Origin of the sequence: Rathayibacter sp. VKM Ac-2803 (assembly GCF_009807175.1) — a bacterium.
Classification (GTDB): Bacteria; Actinomycetota; Actinomycetes; order Actinomycetales; family Microbacteriaceae; genus Rathayibacter.
This window is the reverse complement of sequence record NZ_WUCD01000001.1, coordinates 578,987-602,280: the sequence shown is the minus strand read 5'-3', so window position 1 is coordinate 602,280 and position 23,294 is coordinate 578,987. Positions and strand designations below refer to the sequence as shown.

Sequence of the window (23,294 nt, the reverse complement as noted above, 5' to 3'; positions counted from 1 at the left end):
CTGACGATGATCCTCAGGAGTAGGCGGCCGTAGGCCCGCCGCCGCCGTGAGAGCATCCTGTGCCTCACGGTGGCGGCGGGCCGCAGGTCGCCGTCCGGAACCGGCTCTACGCGGCGCTACCGCTTCGAGAAGCCGACCGCCGTGAGGCCGGGCAGGGACCGGCCTCACCCGTCGATTGAGCTCCGCTCAATCGACGGCTTTGACCGAGTGCCCGCCGAACTGGTTGCGCAGCGCCGCCACCGCCTTCATCGCGGGGGAGTCCTCCTGGCGGGAGACGAAGCGGGCGAAGATCGAGGCGCTGATCGTGGGCACCGGGACGGCGTTGTTGATGGCCTCCTCGATGGTCCAGCGGCCCTCGCCCGAGTCCTGGACGAAGCCCTCGATGTTCTTGAACTCCGGGTCCTGCTCGAGGGCGCGGACGAGGAGCTCGAGGAGCCAGGAGCGGACGACGGTGCCGCGCTGCCACGCCTTGAAGGTGCCGGTGACGTCCTTGATGATGTCGTCGCGGGTCTCGAGGAGCTCGTAGCCCTCGGCGAACGCCTGCATCAGCGCGTACTCGATGCCGTTGTGGACCATCTTCGCGTAGTGGCCGGCTCCGACCTCTCCGACGTGGACGAAGCCCTCCTCGCGGGGGCCCTCGGGGCGCAGCGCGTCGAAGACGGGCATGGCGTACTCGACGAGCTCCTTCGGGCCGCCGACCATCAGGCCGTAGCCGTTCTGGAGTCCCCACACACCACCGGACACGCCGGCGTCGATGTAGTGGATGCCCTTGGGCTTCAGGAGCGCGTCGTGCTTGAAGTCCTCGGTGAAGCGGGAGTTGCCCCCGTCGATGACGAGGTCGCCCTCGCTGAGCTTCTCGGAGAGGTCCTTGACGACCGCGTCCGTGATCTCGCCGGCCGGGACCATGACCCAGACGATGCGCGGTGCGGGGAGCACCGCGATCATCTCGTCGAGCGAGGCGGAGTCGGTCACGTCGGGGTTGCGGTCGTAACCGGTCACCTCGACGCCCTTCTCACGGAGGCGGGAGCGCATGTTGTCGCCCATCTTGCCGAGTCCGACGAGTCCGATGTGCATGGTGAACCTTCCTGGAGTTCGATGTCCGGCGGGCGGGCGCTCGTCGGGAGCCGTTCGGTCGCGACGTTGCGAAGGGGGAGTGTGCGGGCTGCCGATCAGTGCGGCGGCGGGGTCAGCGCAGCAGCAGGTTGGGCTGCAGCAGGTAGCGGTAGCTGTCGGTGCCCGGCTGGTCGCGCGAGGTCTGGGCGGTGATCAGCACGGGGCCGGGCTTGTTGGGGTTCTCGGTCTTCGTGAACGCGATGCGCACGAACTCCGAGTGCACGGCCGCGAGCCCGTCGAGCAGGAACTGCGGCTTCAGCGACACGACCACATCAGTGCCGGTGACGATCGCATCGATGGTCTCGGAGGCCTGCGCCTGCTCCGACCCGATGGCCTCGAGGGTGAGCCCGTCACTGCTGAAGCTGAAGCGCAGGGCGGCCTCGCGCTCGAGCACGAGCGAGACGCGCCGGGTGGCCTCGATGAGGTCGCTGGTCGACATGACCGCGTAGTTCTCGACGGACGCGGGGAAGAGGCGCTTGACCGGGGGGAAGTTGCCCTTGATGAGCAGCGACGTCACGGTCTTGCGGTCGGCGGTAAAGGCGATCAGCTCGCGCTCGTCGCGGTTGGTGATCGCGACCGAGACCGTGCCGGAGTGGCCGAAGGTCTTGCCGACCTCCTGGAGAGTGCGCGCGGGCACCAGGGCGGTCAGCGGCTCGGCGGGGGCCGGGTTGTCCCCGTTGTCCCAGTCGATCTCGCGGACGGCGACCCGGTAGCGGTCGGTCGCGACGAGTCCGATCGTGTTCTCGGTGATCTCGAGCTGCACGCCGGTGATGACGGGTGTGACGTCGTCGCGGGAGGCGGCGACGGCGACCTGCGAGATCGCGGCCGCGAAGGCGTCGGCCGGCACGAGACCGGTGGAGGCGTCGATCTCGGGGATGCTCGGGTACTCCTCGACGGGCATCTGCAGGAGCGTGAAGTGCGCCGAGCCGGCCGAGACGTGCACGCGCGACTCGTCGGTCGAGATGCGAACGGGAGCGTTCGGCAGGCGGTTCGCGATGTCGGCGAGCAGACGGCCGGAGACGAGGACGGTACCGGTCTCCTCGACATCGGCGGCGATCTGCGTCTGGGCAGAGACCTCGTAGTCGAACGAGGAGAGCGTCAGCCCCTCGCTCGTCGCCTCGATGAGGATGCCCGAGAGGATCGGCAGCGTCGTGCGCTGCGGGAGCAGCTTGACCGCGAAGGACACCGCCTCGCTGAAGACGTCGCGGTTGGCTTGGAACCTCACAAGTGCACCCCTGACGAGTCGTGGACGAAGACCGACGCCCATCGTACTCGTCAGCCTCGCCGCGCCCGGAAGCGGGGGGAGGGCACCGCCCGATGCGAGGTCTGTGGAGAGGTTGTCGTTCGCCCCTCATTAAAGAGAGAACTGCGTTAACAGTGTTAACACGTGTGGAAACTGTGGAAAACCCTCGGGGCCCCTACTCCGGCGGGCGATGCGGACCTTTCCTGTCTGTGGAGGGAGTGTGAGCGGGCCCGTGGACGCTCTGTGGAGGGATCTCGGCCGGGTCGCGGCATTCCACAGGGGAGGCGCTCGAGCGCACAGATCGGAGCCGGTTGTCCACAGTTATCCACAGGTTGCTCACACGTGTGGAAATCGACGGAATCCGTTCGATTCAGCGAACGCCGACGGCGCGGCGAGCGTGCCTAGGGCTCCTGAGACCTCGCGCGAGCTCGCTGGTCGAGTAGCCCCGGAGGGGTGTATCGAGACCCACCAGCGTCAGCAGAGGGGGCTTCGGCCTTCGCCTTCTGGCGGACGTGGATCTCGATACGCCCGCTGCGCGGGCTACTCGATCAGCGAGGGAGGGGACGACCCGCCTGCGAGCTCGCTGGTCGAGTAGCCGCCGAAGGCGGCGTATCGAGACCCACCAGCGTCAACAGAGGAGGCTCGAGCTCATACGGCCCCTGCGCGGGCTGCGGGCTCGACCAGCAGGGTGCAGGCAGCGGACCCGCAGCCCCTGCTCCCGAGGCCTAGCGGTTCGTCTTGATGCGGGTGGTCAGCTCGGTGACCTGGTTGTAGATGCTGCGGCGCTCCTTCATGAGCTCCGAGATCTTCTTGTTGGCGTACATCACGGTCGTGTGGTCGCGGTTGCCGAACAGCTGGCCGATCTTGGGCAGCGAGAGGTTCGTCAGCTCGCGGCAGAGGTACATCGCGATCTGACGCGCCGTCGCCACGGCCTGCGAGCGCGAGGAGCCGTAGAGGTCGTCGACGGTGAGCTTGAAGTAGTCGGCGGTGTGGTTGATGATCTCGACCGGCGAGATCACGTTGTCCTCGTCGAGAGTGATCAGGTCCTTCAGCACCGTCTGCACCAGCGACATGTCGACCGGAGTGCGGTTCAGGCTCGCGAACGCGGTGACGCGGATGAGCGTCCCCTCGAGCTCGCGGATGTTGCTCGACACCTTCGACGCCATGAACTCGAGGATGTCGTCGGGCACCAGCAGCTTCTCGCTGACCGCCTTCTTGCGGAGGATCGCGATGCGCGTCTCGAGGTCGGGAGCCTGCACATCCGTGATCAGACCCCACTCGAACCGCGAGCGCATGCGGTCCTCGAAGCCGGTCAGGGCCTTCGGGGGCAGGTCGGACGTGATGACGACCTGCTTGTTGTGGTCGTGCAGCTGGTTGAAGGTGTGGAAGAACGCCTCCTGCGTCTCGGCCTTGCCCTGCAGGAACTGGATGTCGTCGATCAGGAGGATGTCGACGTTGCGGTACCGGCCGTGGAAGGCGTTGCCCCGGTTGTTCGCGATCGAGTTGATGAAGTCGTTCGTGAACTCCTCGGAGGAGACGTAGCGCACCCGGATGCCGGGGTAGAGACTCATCGCGTAGTGGCCGATGGCGTGCAGGAGGTGCGTCTTGCCGAGCCCCGAGTCGCCGTAGACGAACAGCGGGTTGTAGGCCTTCGCAGGGGCCTCGGCGACGGCGACCGCCGCGGCGTGCGCGAAGCGGTTGGAGCCTCCGATGACGAAGTTGTCGAAGCTGTACTTGGGGTTCAGGCGGGTGTCGGTCGCGGGGACCGTCCGGAGCTCCTCGACGACGCGAACGGGGGTGACCGCTGCGGAGGAGCCGGTGATCGGCTCGAAGGGGTTCATCGACTCCGACGACGGCGAGCTCATCGGCTCGTGCTCGATGTCGGGATTCACCACGAAGGCGAACGTCGTGACGCCGAAGGAGTCGTCGAGCGTCCCGATCGCGCTCAGCAGCGGCACGCGGACGCGCTGCTCGAGCATCCCGCGGGTGAACTCGTTCGGCACCTCCAGGTAGAAGGTGCCGGCCATGATGCCCTTGGGCTCCACCAGCGAGACGAAGCCGTACAGGGGTGCGGTGATCCGCTCGTCCTTCGAGAGGGCTCCGAGGATCACGTTCCACGCGTCGACCATCGACGTGTCGTCTGCCATCTGTCCTCGGTCCTCGTCGCTGTCGTGGTCCCGGTGTCGCCCGGTTCGTGGTGTCGCTGTTCCGGTGCCGCCCGGGGACCCTCGGTCGATCGCGGAGGCCCGGCTCGTCCGGCAGGATCTCGTGCTCGACGCGGTCGCGCGCAGGGCTGTGCCGCAGTGCTCGGCTCGACCGGTGCGGGGCTCGATCCATGCACAGGGTTATCCACGGGTCGGAGCGGACGCCAGCGCGGACGCGGGTCGTGGCCGTTCGTGCCTGTGGATAACTGCGGCTCAACACGGTAACGAACGGAGCCGACGGGAGACAAATCCACCACAGCGACACCCGCGTGTCAATGCGCGGAACGCGCCGCGGGACGTGCAGAATCGAGGATTCGCCCGCACCACATTTGACCGACGGGAGTGCAGGCCGTAGTTTTAATCAGTTGACGCCTGCCCGGGGTCGCGCGCCCGATCCACACGGATCGTGCCGAGTCGGAATCGGGCACCCCCCTCTTCCCGGGAGACCGGAGCCCGCGCCCCGGCGTGCGGCCCCGTTTCACTCGCGGAACACGTACGTGGAGATTGAACTATGAGCAAGCGCACCTTCCAGCCGAACAACCGTCGTCGCGCCAAGAAGCACGGCTTCCGTCTTCGCATGCGCACGCGTGCCGGTCGCGGCATCCTGAGCGCTCGTCGCGCCAAGGGCCGCACCGAGCTCTCCGCGTAGAGCCAGCTATACCGTTCAGCGGTGCTGGCCAGAGCGAATCGCATCGTCCACGGAGGCGAGTACCGGACAGTCGTCCGTCGCGGTGTGCGGTCCACGGGACCGCACACCGTCACGTATGTCCGCAAGACCTCCGGGTCCTCTCCTGCGCGGTTCGGATTCATCGTGGCCAAGACCGTCGGCTCGGCCGTCACCCGCAACACCGTCCGCCGCCGCCTCAAGGCGGTGGCGTTCGAGATGGTGGGAGCCACCGCTCCCGGGACCGAGATCGTGATCCGCGCACTGCCCGGCAGCGCCGACGCACCCTGGGCGGAGCTCCGTCGCGAGGTCGTCGGTGCGGTGTCCCGGACCGCGCGGCCGGCGGGGGATCGATCATGACCGCGGCTGCCGCTCCGGCGCAGACCCTCTCGCGGCCCTCGCGACTGCGTTCTTCACGACTGCGTTCTTCACGTCTGGCGTGGGGACTCCTGCTGCTGCCCCGGAACATCGGGATCGCACTGCTCCTCGTGTACCGCGCCGTCGTCTCGCCGCTCTACGGCGACGTCTGCCGCTACTACCCCTCGTGCTCCGCGTACGCGCTGCAGGCGATCCAGCTTCACGGGCTCGTCCTCGGCACGGTCCTCGGGGCTCGTCGCCTCCTCCGCTGCCACCCGTGGGCCGCCGGCGGCGTCGACGACGTACCGACCTCGATCCCCCTGCACCGACCGGCCCCCGGCCGAACCCGCTTCGCCGTGACGCGATTCGGATTCGTCGCGGGCCCTCGAAAGGACTGACCCCCTCCCATGGACCTCCTCGGCACGATTCTCTGGCCCCTCAAATGGGTGGTCGAGCTGATCCTCGTCGCCTTCCATCAGCTGCTGACGATCATCGGCATGGAGGCCGCGGCGGGCATCACCTGGGTGCTGTCCATCGTGGGCCTGGTCCTCGTGATCCGCGCTGCGCTCATCCCGATCTTCGTCAAGCAGATCAAGAGCCAGCGGCGGATGATGGAGGTCGCTCCGCAGCTGAAGAAGATCCAGGACAAGTACAAGGGCAAGCGCGACCAGCTCTCCCGCGAGGCGATGTCCCGCGAGACCATGGAGCTCTACAAGAAGACGGGCACCAACCCGCTCGCGTCGTGCCTGCCGCTGCTGATCCAGATGCCGATCTTCTTCAGCCTGTTCTCGGTGCTGAACGACGCCCAGCGCAGTGAGCGCGGCGTCGGACCGCTCGACGCCGTTCTCGCCCGCCAGTTCGGCGAGGCGAACCTGTTCGGCATCGCCCCGCTGCACCAGTCCATCCAGGGCGCCCTCCAGGAGGGCGGCCAGGAGCTCGTCGTCATCATCGCCGTCGTCATGGTGGTGCTGATGACCGCGTCGCAGTTCATCACGCAGCTGCAGATCGTGTCGAAGAACATGTCGCCCGAGGCCAAGGCCTCGCCGACGTTCAAGCAGCAGCGCATCCTGCTCTACATCCTCCCCCTGGTCTTCGCCTTCTCGGGCTTCGCGTTCCCCCTCGGCGTCATGTTCTACTGGCTGACCTCGAACATCTGGACGATGGTGCAGCAGTTCATCGTCATCCGGAACATGCCCACCCCGGGCAGTGAGGCCGCCAAGGCCCGCGAGGAGCGCCTCCGCCGCAAGGGCAAGCTCGTCGAGGAGACGAACGTCGCCGGCGAGACGACGCTCGTCGAGAAGAAGGCCGTGCAGCGCCAGCAGCCCGTCAGCAAGAGCCGCGCCAAGAAGCAAGCCGGAAAGTAGCACCGCCATGACCGATTCGACGCAGACCTTCGACGCGACGCAGGCCGCCGCGGAACCCGCTGAGGCGCCCTCCGAGCAGCCGGAGTCGACCCTGTCGCAGCTCGAGGACGAGGGCGATGTCGCCGCGGACTACATCGAGGAGTTCCTCGACATCTGCGACCTCGACGGCGACATCGACATCGAGGTGCGCAACGGACGCGTGTACCTCTCGGTGACCGCCTCGGGTGACACGAACCTCCGGGTGCTGTCGCGACCCGATGCCGTGCAGGCCCTGCAGGAGCTCACCCGCCTCGCGGTGCAGACCAAGACGGGCGCGTTCTCGCGCCTGATCCTCGACATCGGCGGGTCCCGTGACGCCCGAGAGGCCGAGCTCGCGCAGCTCGTCGACCGGGCCATCGAGCGCATCGAGGAGGGCGCCACGTCGGCCTCCCTGCCCCCGATGTCGTCCTACGAGCGCAAGCTCGTGCACGACATGGTGGGCGAGCGCGGCTTCGTGTCGGAGTCGCGCGGCGAGGCGCGCGAGCGCCACACCGTCATCACCCGCGGCTGACCGCCGTGGAGCCGACTCTCGAGCCGGAGCCCGCGGCAGCCGCCGTCATCGCGGGGGACCGCCTGCCGCTCCTGCGTCGCTACGCTCTGGCGCTGGCGGAGCAGGGCGAGGAGCGCGGCCTGATCGGTCCGCTGGAGCTCCCCCGCCTGTGGACGCGGCACGTGCTCAACAGCGCCCTGGTGGCCCCTCTGCTGCGTCCGGGTCTCGTCGGTGATGTGGGAAGCGGGGCGGGGCTTCCGGGCGTCGTGCTGGGCATCCTGCGCCCCGACGTGCGATTCGTGCTCATCGAGCCCATGGAACGTCGCGTCGTCTGGCTCCAGGAGCAGATCGATTCCCTCGAACTCGAGAATGTCTCGGTTCTGCGTGCTCGCGCCGAAGAGGTGGCGCTCGCCCAGCCGCTCGACCAGGTCACGGCCCGGGCGGTGAGCGCGCTGTCGAAGCTCATCCCGCTGACGGCGCCACTGCTGCGCCGCGGAGGGGAGCTGGTCCTCCTCAAGGGGGTCAACGCCGAGAAGGAGATCGGTGCTGCGGAGAAGCAGATCCGACGGTTCCGACTCTCGGCGCCCGAGGTGATCGTCCTGGGTGACGGCGTGCTCTCCGAGGTGACGAGAGTCGTCCGAGCTACAGTGGGTTGATCGCCCCGGCAGCATGCGAGATCACCTGGATCCCTGGCGCCGGCAGTCGCGGTACTCCCTCTGATTGAACTGCCGAGCGAAGGTTTCACGTGAAACATCCCGATCCTGCTGGACTGCCTGGCGGATTCGACTCCTCGACTCCTCTTGCTCGCGAGATCGCCGACATGACCCGCCGGCGTGCGCTGCTCAATGCGCAGCCGCTGCCGAAGCCGGAGTCGACGCGCGTGATCACCATCTCGAATCAGAAGGGCGGGGTCGGCAAGACGACGACCACCGTGAACCTCGCTGCAGGTCTGGCGCGTGGCGCGGCGAAGGTCCTCGTGATCGACCTCGACCCGCAGGGCAACGCCTCCACGGCGCTCGGAATCGAGCATCGAGCCGAGACGACGAGCGTGTACGACGTGATCGTCAACGACACGCCGCTCGCCGAGGTCGTGCAGAAGAGCCCGGAGTTCGACACGCTCTACGGAGTGCCGGCGACGATCCACCTCGCCGGTGCCGAGATCGAGCTGGTCTCGCTCGTGGCCCGGGAGCAGCGCCTCCGCCGAGCCCTCGACCGCATGCTGGATGCGATGGAGGAGCCGTTCGACTACGTCTTCATCGACTGCCCGCCGTCGCTGGGGCTGCTGACGATCAACGCCTTCGTCGCGGCGCGCGAGGTGCTGATCCCGATCCAGTGCGAGTACTACGCGCTGGAGGGCCTCAGCCAGCTGCTGAAGAACATCGACCTCATCGAGCGGCATCTGAACCCGAACCTCGGGGTGTCGACGATCCTGCTGACCATGTTCGACGGACGCACCAACCTGTCGCACCAGGTCGCGGCGGAGGTGCGCGAGCACTTCCCGAAGGAGGTGCTGAAGGCCGTCATCCCGCGCAACGTGCGGATCTCGGAGGCGCCGAGCTACGGGCAGAGCGTCATCAGCTACGACCCGCAGTCGTCGGGCTCGCTCGCCTATCTCGAGGCAGCTGCGGAGATCGCCCGACGCGGTGCACCGTCCACTCACACGACCGCTACCGAAGGGGAGGCCCGCTGATGGCTGCAAAGCGAACCGGACTGGGCCGAGGGATCGGCGCACTCATCCCCACCGGAGACGACACCCGCGCGCGGCCCGTCGATGTGTTCTTCCCGGATCAGAACGCGGGGACGACCGAGTCGGACGCGCTGCTCGAGGTTCCCGGCGCTCGTCTCGCACGGCTGCCGCTCGATGAGATCGTGCCGAACGCCGCGCAGCCGCGCTCCGTCTTCGATCAGGACGATCTCGCGGAACTGATCCACAGCATCAGCGAGTACGGAGTGCTGCAGCCGATCGTGGTGCGTCCGATCCAGGGACGCGATGGTGCGAAGTACGAGCTGGTGATGGGGGAGCGGCGCTTCCGGGCGTCGAAGGCGGCCGGGCTGTCCACGATTCCGGCGGTGGTCAAGGACACAGCCGACGAGAACATGCTGCGGGACGCTCTTCTCGAGAACCTGCACCGTGCCGAGCTCAATCCGCTGGAGGAGGCGTCGGCGTACCAGCAGCTGCTGAGCGACTTTGGCATCACCCAGGAGGCGCTCGCGACGCGTTTGGGACGCTCTCGTCCGCAGATCTCGAACACGTTGCGCCTGCTGCGTCTCCCGGCCGACGTGCAGGCCCGCGTGGCTGCCGGCGTGCTCAGTGCCGGGCACGCGCGGGCGGTGCTGTCCCTCGAGGATGTCGAGGCGATGCGGCGACTCGCAGACAAGATCGTGAACGAGGACCTGTCGGTGCGCGCGGCAGAAGCGGCAGCAGCGCAGATGAAGGCGCCCCGCGCCTCGAAGCGCGAGCCGGCGGAGGAGCAGGGCGGGCACGCAGGCCACCTGAGCTCGGTCGCGGACCACCTCGGTGACCGGCTGAACACGCGGGTGAAGGTCACGCTGGGGGCGCGTAAGGGCCAGATGGTCATCGACTTCGCGAGCATCCAGGACCTGAACCGCATTCTGTCCGAGATCGGCGAGCCGACCGAAGTGTCGCTGGCCCCCTGATGGGATGTTTCACGTGAAACATCGACGGCCCTACGCCTTGTCTGATTCCTTGGGCCCGCATCTGGAGGTGGTCAGGCGCGTCGTCGCGCAGCCTGGCTCCGAGCGGTACTGGTCGTCCTTCAGGGGCATGACCTTTCCGGTGACATCGGCCCTCGAACGGTCGGTTCTGTTCTCGCGGGTCGAGTAGCCCGCGCAGCGCGCGTATCGAGATCCACGTCCATTAGAGGGTGGGGTGGAGGTCTCGCCTGCTGGAGCTGATGGGACTCGATACGCCCCTGCGGGGCTACTCGACCAGCATCGGGGGGGCTAGCGCGGTCTTGCTCGCATTCGACATCCCGCCAGGCGCGGACGATCGGTAGCGGCATCGCCGCTCAACCCGTCCGCGCCGGATACTCGCCCACCGGTGAAGAGCTGTGACTTGTCATGCCGCCGGGGGGAGCAGATCCGGTTGGTCGATGGAGCGGCGATCGAGGAGCTCTGCGCTGAGCGACTTCGTGAAATGTTCGGAGGTCGCCAGGCGTCGTCGTACCGTTGCTGATCGAATAGCCCGCGCAGCGGGCGTATCGAGATCGACCAGCGTCAGAAGCTCAGGGCCGACAACTGATCTGCTGACACCGGTGGGTCTCCTAGGAGAAGTCACCCACGTGTGTGGCCCTGCCTCGCTGATCGAGTAGCTCGCGCAGCGGGCGTATCGAGATCCACGTCCGTCAGAAGCCGAGGTCAGAAGCCTGATCTGCTGAAGCTGGTGGGTCTCGATACGCCCCTGCGGGGCTACTCGACCAGCAGGGGAGGCGACCAGCGCGGACTTTTCCCTCCCCACGGAGACGCGACGCGACTTCGCCGCTCGATACGCCCCTTCGGGGCCACTCGACCAGCATTCGGTGTCTCCCTACCCGCTGGAGTTGGGGGTGGCCGGCACGCCCACCGGACGCCGGACGCCGTCAGGCTGACGACCAGCGGCTCACCGGCTGTCTCAGCCGCGCTGATCTACGAGGCGAGATGTTTCACGTGAAACATCCGGGCGTCAGCGGGGTGAGACAGCCAGCTTGGCGAGGGTCGAGTAGACGTCGCCGAGGTAGCGGCCGGACGCTTCGATCGCCTGGGGGACGAGGGAGGTCTCCGTCATACCCGGCAGGACATTGGCGTCGAAGAACCAAGGGAGCCCCGCGTCGTCGACGATGAAGTCGACGCGGGAGAGGTGGCGCAGGCCGAGGAGCTCGTGGATGGCGACCGCGACGCGGGCGACCTCGGCGAGTACCTCCTCCGACAGTCGGGCCGGTGTGTAGAACCGGGTCTCTCCCGCGTTGTACCGCGCTTCGAAGGTGTACCGGCCCTCCACGGGCTCGATCTCGACGGGTGGGAGCGCGAACGGTCCGTCTCCGAGGTCGAGGACGCCCACGGCCACCTCGGTGCCAGCGACGAGCTGCTCGATCAGAACGACCTCGCCGTAGGTGTAGGCCTCGACCATCGCACGGGGGAGCTGGCCCGACTCCGAGACGATGCTCACTCCTTGTGCCGACCCGCCCTGCGCGGGCTTCACGACGAGCGCGCCGGGCAGGTGCGCCTCGACCTGACCGAGGATCCCCGGCGCCCCCAGCTCGCGGAAGGTCTCGCGGGGGAGGGTGACGCTCCGAGGGGTAGCGAAGCCGGCGCGGCCTACCAGCGTCTTCGCGGTCGGCTTGAACCATGCGAGGCGCGCCGCGTCCGTCCGCGACCCGACGTAGTCGAAGCCGGCGGCCTCGAGCAGCCCGAGCAGCGCGCCGTCCTCGCCGCTCGCCCCGTGGACGGCCGGCCAGACGACATCGGGCCGGCGCTCGAGTAGGAATGTCAGCAGACCGGCGTCCGGCTCGCGGAGGGTGACCCTGTGGCCCATGCTCGACAGGCGGTCGGCGACGCGGCGCCCCGATCGCAGCGACACGTCGCGCTCGTGGCTGATCCCTCCGCTGATCACGACGACGTCGAGAGTGCGATCGAGGACAGAGAAATCAGTCATGACCAGGCCTTTTGTGATTCGGAGTCGGCGGCGGCGGACACGTCAGGAGACGTTCGGCGGAAGAGCGCTGTCGCGCTGCTCGATGTCGGCGTTCGCCATGGAGCCCGTGCCGGCGAAGGTCGACAGCAGGTCGAGCTCGCCGTTGATGACGGTGGCGAGACGCCGGATGCCGTCTCCGATGCGCTCCGGAGTCGGATAGCAGAACGACAGGCGGATGTTCTGACGCCCGTCCCCGTTGCCGTAGAAGGCGGTGCCGGGCGTATAGGCGACGAGTTCCTTCACGGCGCGGGGGAGCATCGCCTTCGAGTCGAGGTTCTCGGGGAGGGTCAGCCAGACGTAGAAGCCGCCGTTGGGGTTCGTCCACGACAGTGACGGGAGGTGCGTCTGCAGACCGCGCAGCATGGCCTCCTTGCGCTCGCGGTAGACGCCTCGGAAGGTGTCGATCTGGCCGCGCCAGTCGGCGGTCTCGAGGTACTTCGAGATGACCAGCTGGCTGAACGACGACGGGCTGAGCACCGCGGCCTCGTTGGCGAGGATCAGACGCTCGCGGATGGCGTGAGGAGCGAGTGCCCACCCCACGCGGAATCCGGGGGCGAGGGTCTTGGAGAACGTGCCGAGGTAGATGACGCCGTCCTCCTCGAGGGAGCGCATCGCCTTCGGCGGGACGTCTTCGAAGTAGAGCAGGCCGTACGGGTTGTCCTCGAGGACGAGGATGCCCTCGGACTTGCAGATCTCGAGGATCTCGACGCGGCGCTCCCACGAGAGGGTCACTCCAGCGGGGTTGTGGAAGGTCGGGATCGTGTACAGGAACTTGATCGTCTTGCCGGCGGCGCGGACGCGGGCGATGTGCTCGCGGAGGGCGGCCGGGATGAGGCCGTGCTCGTCCATCGGCACGTGCTCGATCTGTGCCTGGTAGGAGCGGAAGATGACCATCGCCGTGACGTAGCTGGGGCCTTCCGACAGCACGACGTCCCCGGGGTCGAGGAAGAGCTTGGACACGAGCTCGAGGGCGTGCTGCGAACCCGTGGTGACGACGATGTCGTCTGCACTGGCGGAGATGCCCTCGAGGGCCATGACGTCGAGGATCTGCTCGCGGAGGACGGGCACACCCTGTCCGGAGCCGTACTGCAGTGCGACCGGGCCCTGCTCGCGCATGACGGACTCGATCGCGCCGGTGACGAGGTCCTGGGGGAGTGCGGAGACGAACGGCATGCCTCCGGCCAGGGAGACCACCTCGGGGCGTGACGCGACGGCGAAGAGGGCTCGGACCTCGCTGGCGGCCAGGCCGGCCGTGCGCTCCGCGTAGGAGTTGTACCAGGGGTCGAGATTGGTTCCGCGGTTGGTCACGATGGGTTCGCTTCGCTCGGTGGACGGGGTACCCGGGACGGGTTCCGGGTCTGTCCACTGTACCGGCCGGGTCCGGGAGCGGGCGGGGAGGGCGGGGCCACTCGGGACGTGGTGGATCGGGGGGGTCTGCAGGGAGGTGGGTCTCGATATGCCGCCTGCGGCGGCTACTCGACCAGCAGGGAGAGGGTGACTGGTTCGCTGATCGGGTAGCCCGCGTCAGGACATCGGGGCAGAGGCCGGAGCTGCTGGAGCGGGTGGGTCTCGATATGCCGCTTGCGGCGGCTACTCGATCAGCAGGGAGAGGGTGACTGCTTCGCTGATCGGGTAGCGCGCGTCAGAACACCGGGGCAGAGGCCGGAGCTGCTGGAGCTGGTGGGTCTCGATATGCCGCCTGCGGCGGCTACTCGACCAGCAGGGAGAGGGTGACTGCTTCGCTGATCGGGTAGCCCGCGTCAGGACATCAGGGCAGAGGCCGGAGCTGCTGGAGCTGGTGGGTCTCGATATGCCGCCTGCGGCGGCTACTCGACCAGCAGGGAGAGGGTGACTGTTCTGCTGATCGAGTAGGCCGCACAGCGGTCGTGTCGAGATCCATCCCCGTCAGAAGGTCGGGGCAGAAGCCGGAGCTGCTGACGCTGGTGGGTCTGGGTGCGTGCGACCACGCACTGTCCGACGTTTCACGTGAAACGGAGCGGGATGCACGAAGCCCCCGCGTCCCGGAGGGCGCGAGGGCTTCGGTGCTGATCAGGAGATCAGAGGAAGGCGGCGAGGTCGGCCTCGAGAGCCGGCTTCGGCTTGGCGCCGATGACGGTCTTGACGACCTCACCCTTCTGGTAGACCTTCATCGCGGGGATCGAGGTGATCTGGTACTTCGCGGCGGTCTGCGGGTTCTCGTCGACGTTCAGCTTGACGATCTCGATCTTCTCGCCGTGCTCGGCCGAGATCTGGTCGAGGATCGGCGAGACCATGCGGCAGGGGCCGCACCACTCGGCCCAGAAGTCGACCAGGACGGTCTTCTCGGAGTCGAGGACGTCGGCCTGGAACGATGCGTCGGTGACGCTCTTCGCGGTGGACATAGCGATTTTCTCCTTCGTGAGCCGGTCGTGCCGGCTCCAGTGGTGGGTGACGGAAGGGTCAGAGAGCGAGTAACTCGGCGTGCGGCGTGCCCTCGGTCGAGGCGGTGCCGTCGGCGAGCGAGGCCAGGTAGTGCTCCGCGTCGAGGGCGGCGACCGTGCCGGAGGCGGCGGCGGTCACGGCCTGACGGTAGGTCGGGTCGATCACGTCGCCCGCGGCGAAGACGCCGGGGACGGAGGTCTGGGACGACCGGCCGACGACGGCGATGTTGCCCTCGCTGGTCAGGTCGAGCTTCCCGTGCACCACGTGGGTGCGCGGGTCGTTGCCGATCGCGATGAAGAGGCCGTCGAGGTCGAGGCGCGACTCGGTGCCGTCGACCGTGTTGCGCAGCTTCACTCCGTTGACGTGGCTCTCACCGGTGATGCCGATGACCTCGGAGTTGTAGACGAACTCGATCTTCTCGTTGTCGAAGGCGCGCTTCTGCATGACCTTCGAGGCGCGGAGCGAGTCCTTGCGGTGGATGATGTAGACCTTCGCCGCGTGCTTGGTGAGGAAGGTCGCCTCCTCCATCGCCGAGTCGCCTCCGCCGACGACCGCGATCGTCTTGCCCTTGAAGAAGAAGCCGTCGCAGGTGGCGCACCACGAGACGCCGTGTCCCGACAGGCGCTCCTCGTCGTGCAGGCCGAGCTTGCGGTAGGCGGAGCCGGTGGCGACGACGACCGTCTTGGCCTCGATGCTCTCGCCGGAGCCGAGGTGCACGGTCTTGACCTCGCCCTCGAGATCGAGCGAGGTGACGTCGTCGTAGAAGGTCTCGGCGCCGAACTTCTCGGCCTGCGCCTGCATCGCCATCATGAGCTCGGGGCCGAGGATCCCGCTGGGGAAGCCCGGGAAGTTCTCGACGTCGGTGGTGTTCATGAGGTCGCCGCCGATCTCGACGGAGGAGGCCACGACCACCGGGTGCATGTCGGCGCGGGCCGCGTAGATGGCGGCGGTCCAGCCGGCGGGGCCGGATCCGATGATGACGATGTCGCGCACGGCAACTCCTCGAGGTCTGTGCTGAGCGGTGGCGGGTCTAGATCACCTCTCGGTGATCGACGGGGCGCGGACCGGTCGCTCGGTCTGTCCGCGGCTCCGAGGTCTACAACACATCCTAGGTGGGGGCTATTCCGCCCGGGTCGGCGCACTCGGGTGGCGGTCAGGGTCGAATCGGACCCTCCGTGACGGGATCTGGGATAGTGCCTCTGACCGGGGAATTCTCGGAGGCGGCGACGGAGCGTCCCGGGCGCCCGACTCCGTGCCGAGAGACGTAGACGGTGACGGCGGCCGCAGAGGCGAACACGCCCGTCATCACCACCACGTAGAACACCACCGCGACCAGGCCGCCGGGGATCAGGGGCGGGTCGGCGAGGCGCGGGTCGAGGAAGGGGTACGGGTACCAGATCTGCTCGTGCTTCATCTGGTCGTAGACCAGCGGCGCGCGGACCATCGTGTAGACGAACCAGGCGACCGGGAACACCAGGATCCCGGGGACGACGGCCCAGGAGAGGCGGCGGCGCCCCGGGGCGAACAGCCAGTCGAGGATGAGGGCCAGGGGGGCGACGACGTGCATGACCTCGTTCGTCCACTCCTGGGGCGCTCCGGCACCCGTGACCACGGTGCCGCGCAGGAGCAGGTTGTAGACGACTCCGATGACGACCATGTAGCTGACGGTGCCGGCGCGCAGCCAGGCGAACCAGCGGGGCTCGGGGATCGCACCCCGTGCGAGGACCACTGCGCCCATCAGGAGCACCACCACGGCCAGCAGGCACGTCTCGACGGTGATGTAGCTGAAGAAGTTCACGACCAGCGTGGTGCGGTCGCGGAAGCGCGCCTCGACCCAGAAGGAGTACGAGTCGACGAAGCTCGTGACGGTCGCGGCCAGGACGGCGATCGCGACGATCAGACGGAGCAGGACGAAGGTGGAGCGCATCGTGCCTTCCGGGTCGGCGGGGGAGAGGCGGCACTGCCGGAGACGCGCCCACCCTTCCACGTCGGGCGCGACGGCGCACCCTCTCCCGGGTGACCACTCAGGGTCGCGGCGGTCAGCGCCCGAGGCGACGGAGGAGGGGCGCGGCCATCGCGCGCAGCTCGGGCACCTTCAAGACCCAGAGGACGCCGAAGTAGACGAAGGCCATCGCGGTGCCGATGGCCGCCATCGAGACGAGCGGCTCGAGGTATCCCGACACCGCGAACCCGCCCGGTCGGGTTCCGCCGAGCAGCACGAGCACCCCGAACCCGGCCGCGCCGGCGGGCACGGCGGCGAGGAGACAGAGGAGCAGGCGGACGACGATGCGCTTGCCGCCTCGCCCGCCGAGCCTGCGTCGGAGGAGCAGCGCCGCGACGAGCGCCTGGACGGCGATGCCCAGCGACGTCGACGCCGCGATGCCGACGGCGACGCGATCGGCGGGGAGGCGGACGACGACGAGGTATCCGGACACGGCGATGACGACCTGGATCACGGTGAACACGAACGGACGCGCTCCGTCGCTGAGGGCGTAGAACGCGCGCTGCATGATGGCGGTCGACGAGAACAGGGGCAGGACGACCACGTAGGCGACGGCGATCATCCCGATCGCCTGGGCGTCCGCGAACGTGTCGGTGAAGACGGAGCCGAAGGGGACCGCCACGACGATGATCGCCGCCGCGGCGAAGACCAGCATCATCTGGACGAGGCGGACGGAGGTGGAGACGTCCGACCGGAACTCCTTCATCTCGCCGCGGGCGGTGTGGCCGCTCATCTTCGTGAAGTAGGCCATCGCGATCGAGATGGCGATGACGGAGTGCGGGAGCATGAAGATCAGCCAGGCCTTCTGAAGGGCGGCCGCGGACGGGCCCTCTCCGGAGGCCGTGGACGAGACCTGGCTCTCGACGATCCCGGCGCCGATGGTGAGCAGGACCGTGGCGAACGACCACAGCGACATCCGCCCGGCGGTGCCCAGGCCGACCCCGCGGAAGCGGAAGTCGGGCCGGTAGCTCAGGCCGACCCTCCGCCAGAAGAGAATGAGGAACAGGGACTGCACGACGATGCCCAGCGTCGCGCTCCCGGCCAGGAGGGCGACCATGGCGGGCGTCCACGAGTCGACGGGGCGGTTGCCCTCGGGATCGGCGCCGAAGACGACCATGAAGGCGACCAGCCCGGCGATGGCGACGACGTTGTTGAGGACCGGAGCCCAGGTGAAGGGCCCGAACGATCCGCGCGCGTTGAGCACCTCGCCGAGGATCGTGAAGAGCCCGTAGAAGAACACCTGGGGGAGGCACCAGAAGGCGAAGGAGACGGCGAGCTCGTACTGCTCCGGGCCGTAGCCCGGTGCGTACAGGCGCACCAGCAGGGGTGCGACCAGGGTCGCCGCGATCGTCGTCGCGAGGAGCAGTCCGAGCGCGAGGGTCAGGAGGCGGTTGATGTAGCTCCGGCCACCGTCGGCGTGCAGACCGGCCCGGACGATCTGGGGCACGAGGACCGCGTTGAGCGCCCCGCCCGCGATGATCGAGTAGATCGTGTTCGGCAGGAGGTTCGCCGTCGTGAAGGCGTCGGCACCCGGTGCGACAGCGGCGCCGATCGTGTTGGCCATCACGATGGACATGACGAAGCCGAGGACTCGCGAGACCATCGTGCCGGAGGCGAGGACGGCGCTCGCGCGTCCGAGGGAGAAGCTAGCCACGCGGGTCCGTTCGTTCGTCGTCGAGGCCGGGCTGGACGGCGAGCGGTGCGTTCGGGTCCTCCTCCTCCTCGACCGGGTCGCCGCGGCGGCGGCGACGGATGTTGCGGAGGATGCCGGCGCCGAAGACGACGACGAGCACGATGCCGAGCACGAGGGTCCCGACCGTCTCCCAGTCGGCGCGGACGCTCGTGAGCACGCTCGTGGGCGTGCCGATCGCCGTGCCGTCGAGGGAGGTGAGCTGCATCCGGAGGCTGGTCTCGCCGTTGCCGACGCGGGCCTTCACGGGGATCAGCACCCGGCCCTGCGAGCGGGCGTCGATCATGGTGGGCTCGACCGACGCCTCGTCGATGTCGAGCACGGCGTTCGAGGTCGAGGCCTGGATGCGCACGGAGACCGGCCAGGGCAGGTCGTTGCGGACGTAGACCGGGATGCTCGAGTCGCGGGAGACCTGCGTGACGCTGTCGGCGGCCTCGATGGTCACGGAGGCGAGGGTGGAGTCGGCCAGCTCCTCGCTCGCGGTCACCGCCTCGCCCCAGCCGGACGCGTCGCCGCGCCAGGTGACGGCGAGCAGCGCCAGGAGGTCGTTGCGACGCTTGCCGCTCAGCAGCTCCGGCTCGGTCAGGACCGCGGAGAAGGACTCGACGCGGGCGGCGGCCGTGAGCAGGTCGGAGACGTCCGCGAGGCGCTCCTCCGACTCCGGAGCGTCGACGACGGTGACGCCCTCGGTCGCCGGGGCGGTCAGGGCGACGGCGAGCGAGGTGCCCTCGGCCCAGGGCAGGCCGTCGATCGCGTCGAGAGTCTGCGAGAGACGCGCTCCGTCGATTGCCGCCCCGCGGTCGAGGGCGAGGACCACGTCGGGGGTCTCTCCGTCGCGCTGCACCTGGGCGAGGCCCGCCGTGATGGCGGTCATGCGGGAGCGCCACTCCGAGTCGGTGGGCGCGTCGACCGCCTCGTCGAGGGCACTCGAGAGCGCGCTGTCGGCGACCACGACGTCGTGACCGTCGATGCCCGCGGTGGTCAGCGTCGACACGGAGGAGGGGATCGCCAGGTTGGCGGACGAGACGACCGTGCGGGTCATTCCGCTCGTGGCATAGACGTCGAGGTCGGCACCGCGGACCGTCAGATCGTCGGGCCAGGCGACCGAGCCGATCGTGGGCGACCAGTCGAAGGCGGTGAGCGACTCCGTCGTGGGGCGGGGCGGCCGGTCCTCCCCTTGCTGCGGAGCGTCGGCCGAAGCGGTGGGGCTCGGGGTCGCGGTGCTCGGCGGATCGGCGAAGAGCGTGCTGTCGATGCCGTAGTCGAAGGAGGTCGGCGTCAGCAGGGTCGACAGGCCCGCCTGCGCCTGCGCGGCGACGTCGGCGTCGGCGTAGGGCAGCGCGAAGACCTCGTTCGGGGCCGACTCGAGCCTGTCGAGCCAGGCGCGCGCCGACTCCGGAGCGCTGTCGCCGAGGATCCGGATCGACGCGAGGATGCGCGGGTCGACTCCGATCGTCACGGCGCGGCCGAGCACGGAGTCGAGCTGGCGGGAGAGGGTGCCCGTGCTCTGCGTGTAGTCCTGCAGGGTCTCGGCCGGGATCAGGCCGTCGGAGGTGTCGGGCACGGTGAGTGGGACGAGCACGCTCACTCCGGTCTCGCGCTCGGCGGGGAGCCCTGCGGTCAGCTCGACGGCGCTGCGGGCGGTGGCCAGCGTCCCGCCGGGGCTCGTGACGGTGACGGCGACGGCGTGCGAGCCGAGCGCGGCGGGGTCGGCCGAGAAGGGGACCGCGGCCGCGGGGATCGTCAGGGTGACCTGGGCCGAGCCGGAGGGGAGGAGCCGGATGTCGGCGCCGTCGCCGGCCGGCGAGCCCTCGTCGTCGCTCTCGCCGTCGAGCCAGGCGTCGAGCTCGGCGCGCGAGTCGAGGGTGTCGGAGTCGAGAGTGACGTCGACCCGGGCGCCGTCGATCGACTCGGTCGTGCCGTTGCGCACCGAGACGGAGAGCTGGAGATCCTGGCCCGGGAGCCAGACGCCGTCGTTCGCCGCCCCGACGGTCGCGGTGACGGTGGTGCTCGCTGCGGGCGACTGCTCCTGGGAGGGGTGGGGAGTCGGCTCCTGGGTCGTGGCGAGGGCCGGGGAGGCGAGGCCGATCAGAGCGATCGACAGAGCGGCAGCGCCCGCTGAGCGGAGGAGCTGCGCGGCCGCGGGCCGTCGTCGCGGGCGTTCAGAGGTGAGGACGCGCCGATGCATCGAACTCACTCGGCCTCCATGCGGGTGATTCTACGGGCAGGCCCCCGTCGGCCAGGCGGTGCGTTCTCCGGAGGGGCGTCCCGGGCTTGTAACCTGGGTGTGCGGTTACCGCGCCGTTCCGCGGATCCGAGCCGGTCGCGAGACACCCCCGCCGACTAGGATCGTGCGAATGCACAGCGTCCAGACCGCTCTCGAGACCCTCCGCGCTCTCGCCGCGACGCCGACGGTGGCCCGCCTCGCGGAGGCGTTCGCGGCGCAGGGACACGAGCTCGCGCTGGTGGGCGGCCCGGTGCGCGATGCCTTCCTCGGTCACGGGGTGCACGATCTCGACTTCACGACCTCGGCGCGACCCGACGACATCGTGGCCGTCGTCGCTCCGATCGCCGAGGCGCACTGGGACATCGGCCGCGCGTTCGGCACGATCGGCGCCCGCGTCGCCGGCGAGACCGTCGAGATCACGACCTACCGCAGCGACAGCTACGACGGGGTGAGCCGGAAGCCCGAGGTCGAGTTCGGCGACTCGCTCGAGGGCGACCTCGTGCGCCGCGACTTCACCGTCAATGCGATGGCGCTCCGGCTGCCCGAGGTGGTGCTGGTCGACCCCTCCGGCGGGGTCGAGGACCTGCTGGCGGAGCGGTTGCGCACGCCGTCGCCGGCCGAGCAGTCCTTCGGCGACGACCCGCTGCGGATGCTGCGCGGCGCGCGGTTCACCTCGCAGCTCGGCTTCCGCACGACGGACGAGGTCGAGTGGGCGATGGCCGAGCTCGCAGGCCGGATCGAGGACGTGTCGGCGGAGCGGGTGCAGGAGGAGCTGCGCAAGCTGCTGGCGACGCCCGCGCCGCGCGCCGGGCTGGAGCTGCTGGTCGACACCGGTCTGGCCGGTTACTTCCTCCCGGAGCTGCCCGCGCTGCGGCTCGAGCAGGACGAGCACCACCACCACAAGGACGTCTACGTGCACAGCCTCACCGTGCTCGAGCAGGCCATCGAGCTCGAGGAGGAGCGCCACCCCGGCGCCGCACCCGACGTGGTGCTGCGGCTGGCCGCTCTGCTGCACGACATCGGGAAGCCGGCGACCCGGCGCCTCGAGCCCGGAGGCGTGGTCAGCTTCTACCACCACGACGTCGTCGGCTCGAAGCTGGCGACGCGGAGACTGCGCTCGCTCAAGTTCGACAAGCAGACGATCACCGAGGTCTCCCGGCTGATCGAGCTGCACCTGCGGTTCTTCGGCTACACCGAGGGGGCGTGGACCGACTCCGCGGTGCGCCGCTACGTCACCGACGCGGGGCCTCTGCTGGAGCGGCTGCACATCCTCACCCGCGCCGACGTGACCACGCGCAATCGCCGCAAGGCCGAGCGGCTGGCCCACGCCTACGACGACCTGGAGCACCGCATCGCCGAGCTCGCCGAGAGGGAGGAGCTCGCGTCGAAGCGACCCGACCTCGACGGGACGCGGATCATGGAGATCCTGTCGCTCCGGCCGGGGCCCGAGGTGGGGCAGGCGTACCGGTTCCTGCTCGAGCTACGGCTCGAGGAGGGGCCGCTCGGCGAGGAGGAGGCCGCGCGCCGACTGCGCGAGTGGTGGGCGACGCGGTCCTGATCGCCGCCGCGGTCCATCCGATCCGCTGTCGCAGGACCGGGCGCGTCGGAGGGGTCGGATGGTAGGGTAGTCAGGTTGTCCATGACCAGACGCACTCGCGTCCGCGGGAGTGGACAGATGCTACATACCCTCCTGTCACGGAAATACCGTGGCCGTTCAGTCCGAAGGAGGTGGGTTAGTGACGCATCAGTACGAACTCATGGTCATCCTGGATCCCGAGATCGATGAGCGCACCGTCGCTCCGAGTCTCGACAAGTTCCTCAACGTCATCCGCACCGATGGTGGATCCATCGACAAGGTCGACGTCTGGGGCCGCCGTCGTCTGGCGTACGAGATCAACAAGAAGTCCGAGGGCATCTACGCCGTCGTCGACTTCACGTCGACCTCGGCCGCCGCGAACGAGCTCGACCGTCAGCTGAAGCTGTCGGAGGCCGTCATGCGCACCAAGGTGCTGCGTGCAGAAGAGGGCATCGCCCAGGTCGCCGCCGCCAAGAAGCTCGCCGACGAGAAGGCCGCCCGCAAGGCTGCCAAGGCTCCGGCCGCTCCCAAGGCGTAGCGCTCATGGCCGGCGAGACGATCATCACCGTGGTGGGCAACCTCACGGCCGACCCCGAGCTGCGGTACACGCAGGGCGGGCTCGCGGTCGCGAACTTCACCATCGCCTCCACGCCCCGCACCTTCGACCGCCAGGCGAACGACTGGAAGGACGGCGAAGCGCTGTTCCTCCGGGCCTCCGTCTGGCGCGAATTCGCCGAGAACGTCGCGGGAACGCTGACCAAGGGCAGCCGCGTCGTCGCGACCGGCCGCCTGAAGCAGCGCTCGTACGAGACGAAGGAAGGCGAGAAGCGCACCAGCATCGAGCTCGAGATCGACGAGATCGGCCCCTCGCTGCGCTACGCGACCGCACAGGTCACGCGCGCCAGCGGTGGCGGCGGAGCCGGTGGCGGACGCGGACAGGTCGGCGGCGGTCAGGGCGCGAGCCAGGGCGGTCAGGGCCAGGGCGGCTTCGGCGGCGGCAACCAGGGGGGCTCCGGCGGCAACGCGGGAGGCAACCGCGGTGGCCAGGCCGAGGAGCCGTGGGCCCCGAGCGCACCCGCCGGTGGCGACGTCTGGAGCACGCCGGGCAGCTACAACGACGAGACGCCGTTCTGAGCCTCCGGCTCGGACGCGCCCTCACCTGAATCACGCCTCGATCGCCTCGCGCTGTAGCGCCGGGCGACCAGGGGGCGAAC

At 69.0% G+C, this 23,294-nt stretch carries 21 protein-coding genes; 11 read left to right on the top strand and 10 right to left on the bottom strand.

All coding sequences use genetic code 11. The annotated features are described in order from the left end of the window. Positions 1-186 precede the first annotated feature (186 nt). The 3 genes from gnd to dnaA form a co-directional block, all read right to left on the bottom strand. Positions 187-1,074, bottom strand: a complete 888-nt coding sequence (gnd, locus tag GRS96_RS02755) for a phosphogluconate dehydrogenase (NAD(+)-dependent, decarboxylating) (RefSeq protein WP_159856099.1) — start codon at positions 1,072-1,074, stop codon at positions 187-189. Positions 1,075-1,186: 112 nt separating this feature from the next. Continuing rightward, complete coding sequence (gene dnaN, locus GRS96_RS02750) at positions 1,187-2,338, bottom strand: DNA polymerase III subunit beta (RefSeq protein ID WP_159987670.1); 1,152 nt, start codon at positions 2,336-2,338, stop codon at positions 1,187-1,189. A gap of 743 nt (positions 2,339-3,081) precedes the next feature. After that, entirely contained in the window at positions 3,082-4,383 is a 1,302-nt protein-coding gene (gene dnaA, locus GRS96_RS02745; RefSeq protein WP_442966631.1) for a chromosomal replication initiator protein DnaA, read from the bottom strand. A 688-nt stretch (positions 4,384-5,071) separates the two neighbouring features. On the opposite strand from dnaA, the gene rpmH reads away from it, so the two are divergent. The 8 genes from rpmH to GRS96_RS02705 all read left to right on the top strand — a co-directional run bounded on the left by rpmH (position 5,072) and on the right by GRS96_RS02705 (position 10,132). Beyond that, entirely contained in the window at positions 5,072-5,209 is a 138-nt protein-coding gene (rpmH, locus tag GRS96_RS02740) for a 50S ribosomal protein L34 (protein WP_056010217.1), read from the top strand. Between the two features lie 21 nt (positions 5,210-5,230). Continuing rightward, positions 5,231-5,584, top strand: coding sequence for a ribonuclease P protein component (gene rnpA, locus GRS96_RS02735; protein ID WP_159987669.1), 354 nt, complete (start codon positions 5,231-5,233; stop codon positions 5,582-5,584). After that, entirely contained in the window at positions 5,581-5,979 is a 399-nt protein-coding gene (yidD, locus tag GRS96_RS02730) for a membrane protein insertion efficiency factor YidD (RefSeq protein ID WP_159987668.1), read from the top strand. Before rnpA ends, yidD begins: the two co-directional genes overlap by 4 nt. Positions 5,980-5,988: 9 nt before the next feature. Further along, complete coding sequence (yidC, locus tag GRS96_RS02725; protein ID WP_159856109.1) at positions 5,989-6,945, top strand: membrane protein insertase YidC; 957 nt, start codon at positions 5,989-5,991, stop codon at positions 6,943-6,945. Positions 6,946-6,952: 7 nt separating this feature from the next. Beyond that, positions 6,953-7,495 (top strand): Jag family protein, encoded by a 543-nt coding sequence (locus GRS96_RS02720; protein WP_159856111.1) that lies wholly within the window; start codon positions 6,953-6,955, stop codon positions 7,493-7,495. A gap of 5 nt (positions 7,496-7,500) precedes the next feature. Then, positions 7,501-8,130 carry a 16S rRNA (guanine(527)-N(7))-methyltransferase RsmG gene (gene rsmG / locus GRS96_RS02715; RefSeq protein ID WP_159987667.1) on the top strand — a complete coding sequence of 210 codons (630 nt, stop codon included), beginning with the start codon at positions 7,501-7,503 and terminating at the stop codon, positions 8,128-8,130. Between the two features lie 89 nt (positions 8,131-8,219). After that, on the top strand, positions 8,220-9,164 hold the full coding sequence (locus GRS96_RS02710; RefSeq protein WP_442966577.1) for a ParA family protein: 945 nt from the start codon (positions 8,220-8,222) through the stop codon (positions 9,162-9,164). Beyond that, positions 9,164-10,132: a ParB/RepB/Spo0J family partition protein gene (locus GRS96_RS02705; protein WP_159856117.1), complete on the top strand. Its 969-nt coding sequence runs from the start codon at positions 9,164-9,166 to the stop codon at positions 10,130-10,132. The genes GRS96_RS02710 and GRS96_RS02705 overlap by 1 nt, the downstream gene beginning before the upstream one ends. A 1,024-nt stretch (positions 10,133-11,156) precedes the next feature. On the opposite strand, the gene GRS96_RS02700 is transcribed toward GRS96_RS02705, so the two are convergent. From GRS96_RS02700 to GRS96_RS02670, 7 genes are all read right to left on the bottom strand, one after another. Beyond that, complete coding sequence (locus GRS96_RS02700) at positions 11,157-12,125, bottom strand: D-alanine--D-alanine ligase family protein (RefSeq protein ID WP_159987666.1); 969 nt, start codon at positions 12,123-12,125, stop codon at positions 11,157-11,159. A gap of 42 nt (positions 12,126-12,167) precedes the next feature. Next, entirely contained in the window at positions 12,168-13,472 is a 1,305-nt protein-coding gene (locus tag GRS96_RS02695; protein ID WP_159856121.1) for an aminotransferase-like domain-containing protein, read from the bottom strand. Between the two features lie 749 nt (positions 13,473-14,221). Further along, positions 14,222-14,545 (bottom strand): thioredoxin, encoded by a 324-nt coding sequence (trxA, locus tag GRS96_RS02690; protein ID WP_056039828.1) that lies wholly within the window; start codon positions 14,543-14,545, stop codon positions 14,222-14,224. 58 nt (positions 14,546-14,603) lie between these two features. After that, positions 14,604-15,578, bottom strand: coding sequence for a thioredoxin-disulfide reductase (trxB, locus tag GRS96_RS02685; protein ID WP_159987665.1), 975 nt, complete (start codon positions 15,576-15,578; stop codon positions 14,604-14,606). Between the two features lie 160 nt (positions 15,579-15,738). Then, the gene (locus tag GRS96_RS02680) at positions 15,739-16,512 is read right to left on the bottom strand and encodes a Pr6Pr family membrane protein (RefSeq protein ID WP_159987664.1); all 774 of its coding nucleotides are present in this window, start codon (positions 16,510-16,512) and stop codon (positions 15,739-15,741) included. A 112-nt stretch (positions 16,513-16,624) separates the two neighbouring features. Further along, complete coding sequence (gene murJ, locus GRS96_RS02675) at positions 16,625-18,241, bottom strand: murein biosynthesis integral membrane protein MurJ (RefSeq protein WP_236553547.1); 1,617 nt, start codon at positions 18,239-18,241, stop codon at positions 16,625-16,627. Beyond that, positions 18,234-20,465, bottom strand: coding sequence for a DUF6049 family protein (locus GRS96_RS02670; protein WP_236553674.1), 2,232 nt, complete (start codon positions 20,463-20,465; stop codon positions 18,234-18,236). The genes murJ and GRS96_RS02670 overlap by 8 nt, the downstream gene beginning before the upstream one ends. A 169-nt stretch (positions 20,466-20,634) precedes the next feature. Here GRS96_RS02670 and GRS96_RS02665 point away from each other — a divergent pair, with 169 nt between their 5' ends. The 3 genes from GRS96_RS02665 (at position 20,635) to GRS96_RS02655 (ending at position 23,214) form a co-directional block, all read left to right on the top strand. Then, a complete protein-coding gene (locus GRS96_RS02665) occupies positions 20,635-22,062 on the top strand; it encodes a CCA tRNA nucleotidyltransferase (RefSeq protein ID WP_159987662.1) in 1,428 nt (475 codons plus the stop codon). Positions 22,063-22,240: 178 nt separating this feature from the next. Beyond that, on the top strand, positions 22,241-22,618 hold the full coding sequence (gene rpsF, locus GRS96_RS02660) for a 30S ribosomal protein S6 (RefSeq protein ID WP_056039816.1): 378 nt from the start codon (positions 22,241-22,243) through the stop codon (positions 22,616-22,618). A gap of 5 nt (positions 22,619-22,623) precedes the next feature. Beyond that, positions 22,624-23,214: a single-stranded DNA-binding protein gene (locus GRS96_RS02655; RefSeq protein ID WP_159987661.1), complete on the top strand. Its 591-nt coding sequence runs from the start codon at positions 22,624-22,626 to the stop codon at positions 23,212-23,214. The last annotated feature ends 80 nt before the right edge of the window (positions 23,215-23,294 follow it).

Coding starts and splice junctions, on each gene's coding strand:
- yidC (WP_159856109.1), top strand. CDS start 5,989: ATGGACCTCCTCGGCACGATTCTCTGGCCCCTCAAATGGGTGGTCGAG.
- GRS96_RS02705 (WP_159856117.1), top strand. CDS start 9,164: ATGGCTGCAAAGCGAACCGGACTGGGCCGAGGGATCGGCGCACTCATC.
- GRS96_RS02670 (WP_236553674.1), bottom strand. CDS start 20,465: ATGCATCGGCGCGTCCTCACCTCTGAACGCCCGCGACGACGGCCCGCG.
- GRS96_RS02665 (WP_159987662.1), top strand. CDS start 20,635: ATGCACAGCGTCCAGACCGCTCTCGAGACCCTCCGCGCTCTCGCCGCG.
- rpmH (WP_056010217.1), top strand. CDS start 5,072: ATGAGCAAGCGCACCTTCCAGCCGAACAACCGTCGTCGCGCCAAGAAG.
- gnd (WP_159856099.1), bottom strand. CDS start 1,074: ATGCACATCGGACTCGTCGGACTCGGCAAGATGGGCGACAACATGCGC.
- dnaA (WP_442966631.1), bottom strand. CDS start 4,383: ATGGCCGGCACCTTCTACCTGGAGGTGCCGAACGAGTTCACCCGCGGG.
- GRS96_RS02680 (WP_159987664.1), bottom strand. CDS start 16,512: ATGCGCTCCACCTTCGTCCTGCTCCGTCTGATCGTCGCGATCGCCGTC.
- trxA (WP_056039828.1), bottom strand. CDS start 14,545: ATGTCCACCGCGAAGAGCGTCACCGACGCATCGTTCCAGGCCGACGTC.
- GRS96_RS02700 (WP_159987666.1), bottom strand. CDS start 12,125: ATGACTGATTTCTCTGTCCTCGATCGCACTCTCGACGTCGTCGTGATC.
- yidD (WP_159987668.1), top strand. CDS start 5,581: ATGACCGCGGCTGCCGCTCCGGCGCAGACCCTCTCGCGGCCCTCGCGA.
- GRS96_RS02720 (WP_159856111.1), top strand. CDS start 6,953: ATGACCGATTCGACGCAGACCTTCGACGCGACGCAGGCCGCCGCGGAA.
- GRS96_RS02655 (WP_159987661.1), top strand. CDS start 22,624: ATGGCCGGCGAGACGATCATCACCGTGGTGGGCAACCTCACGGCCGAC.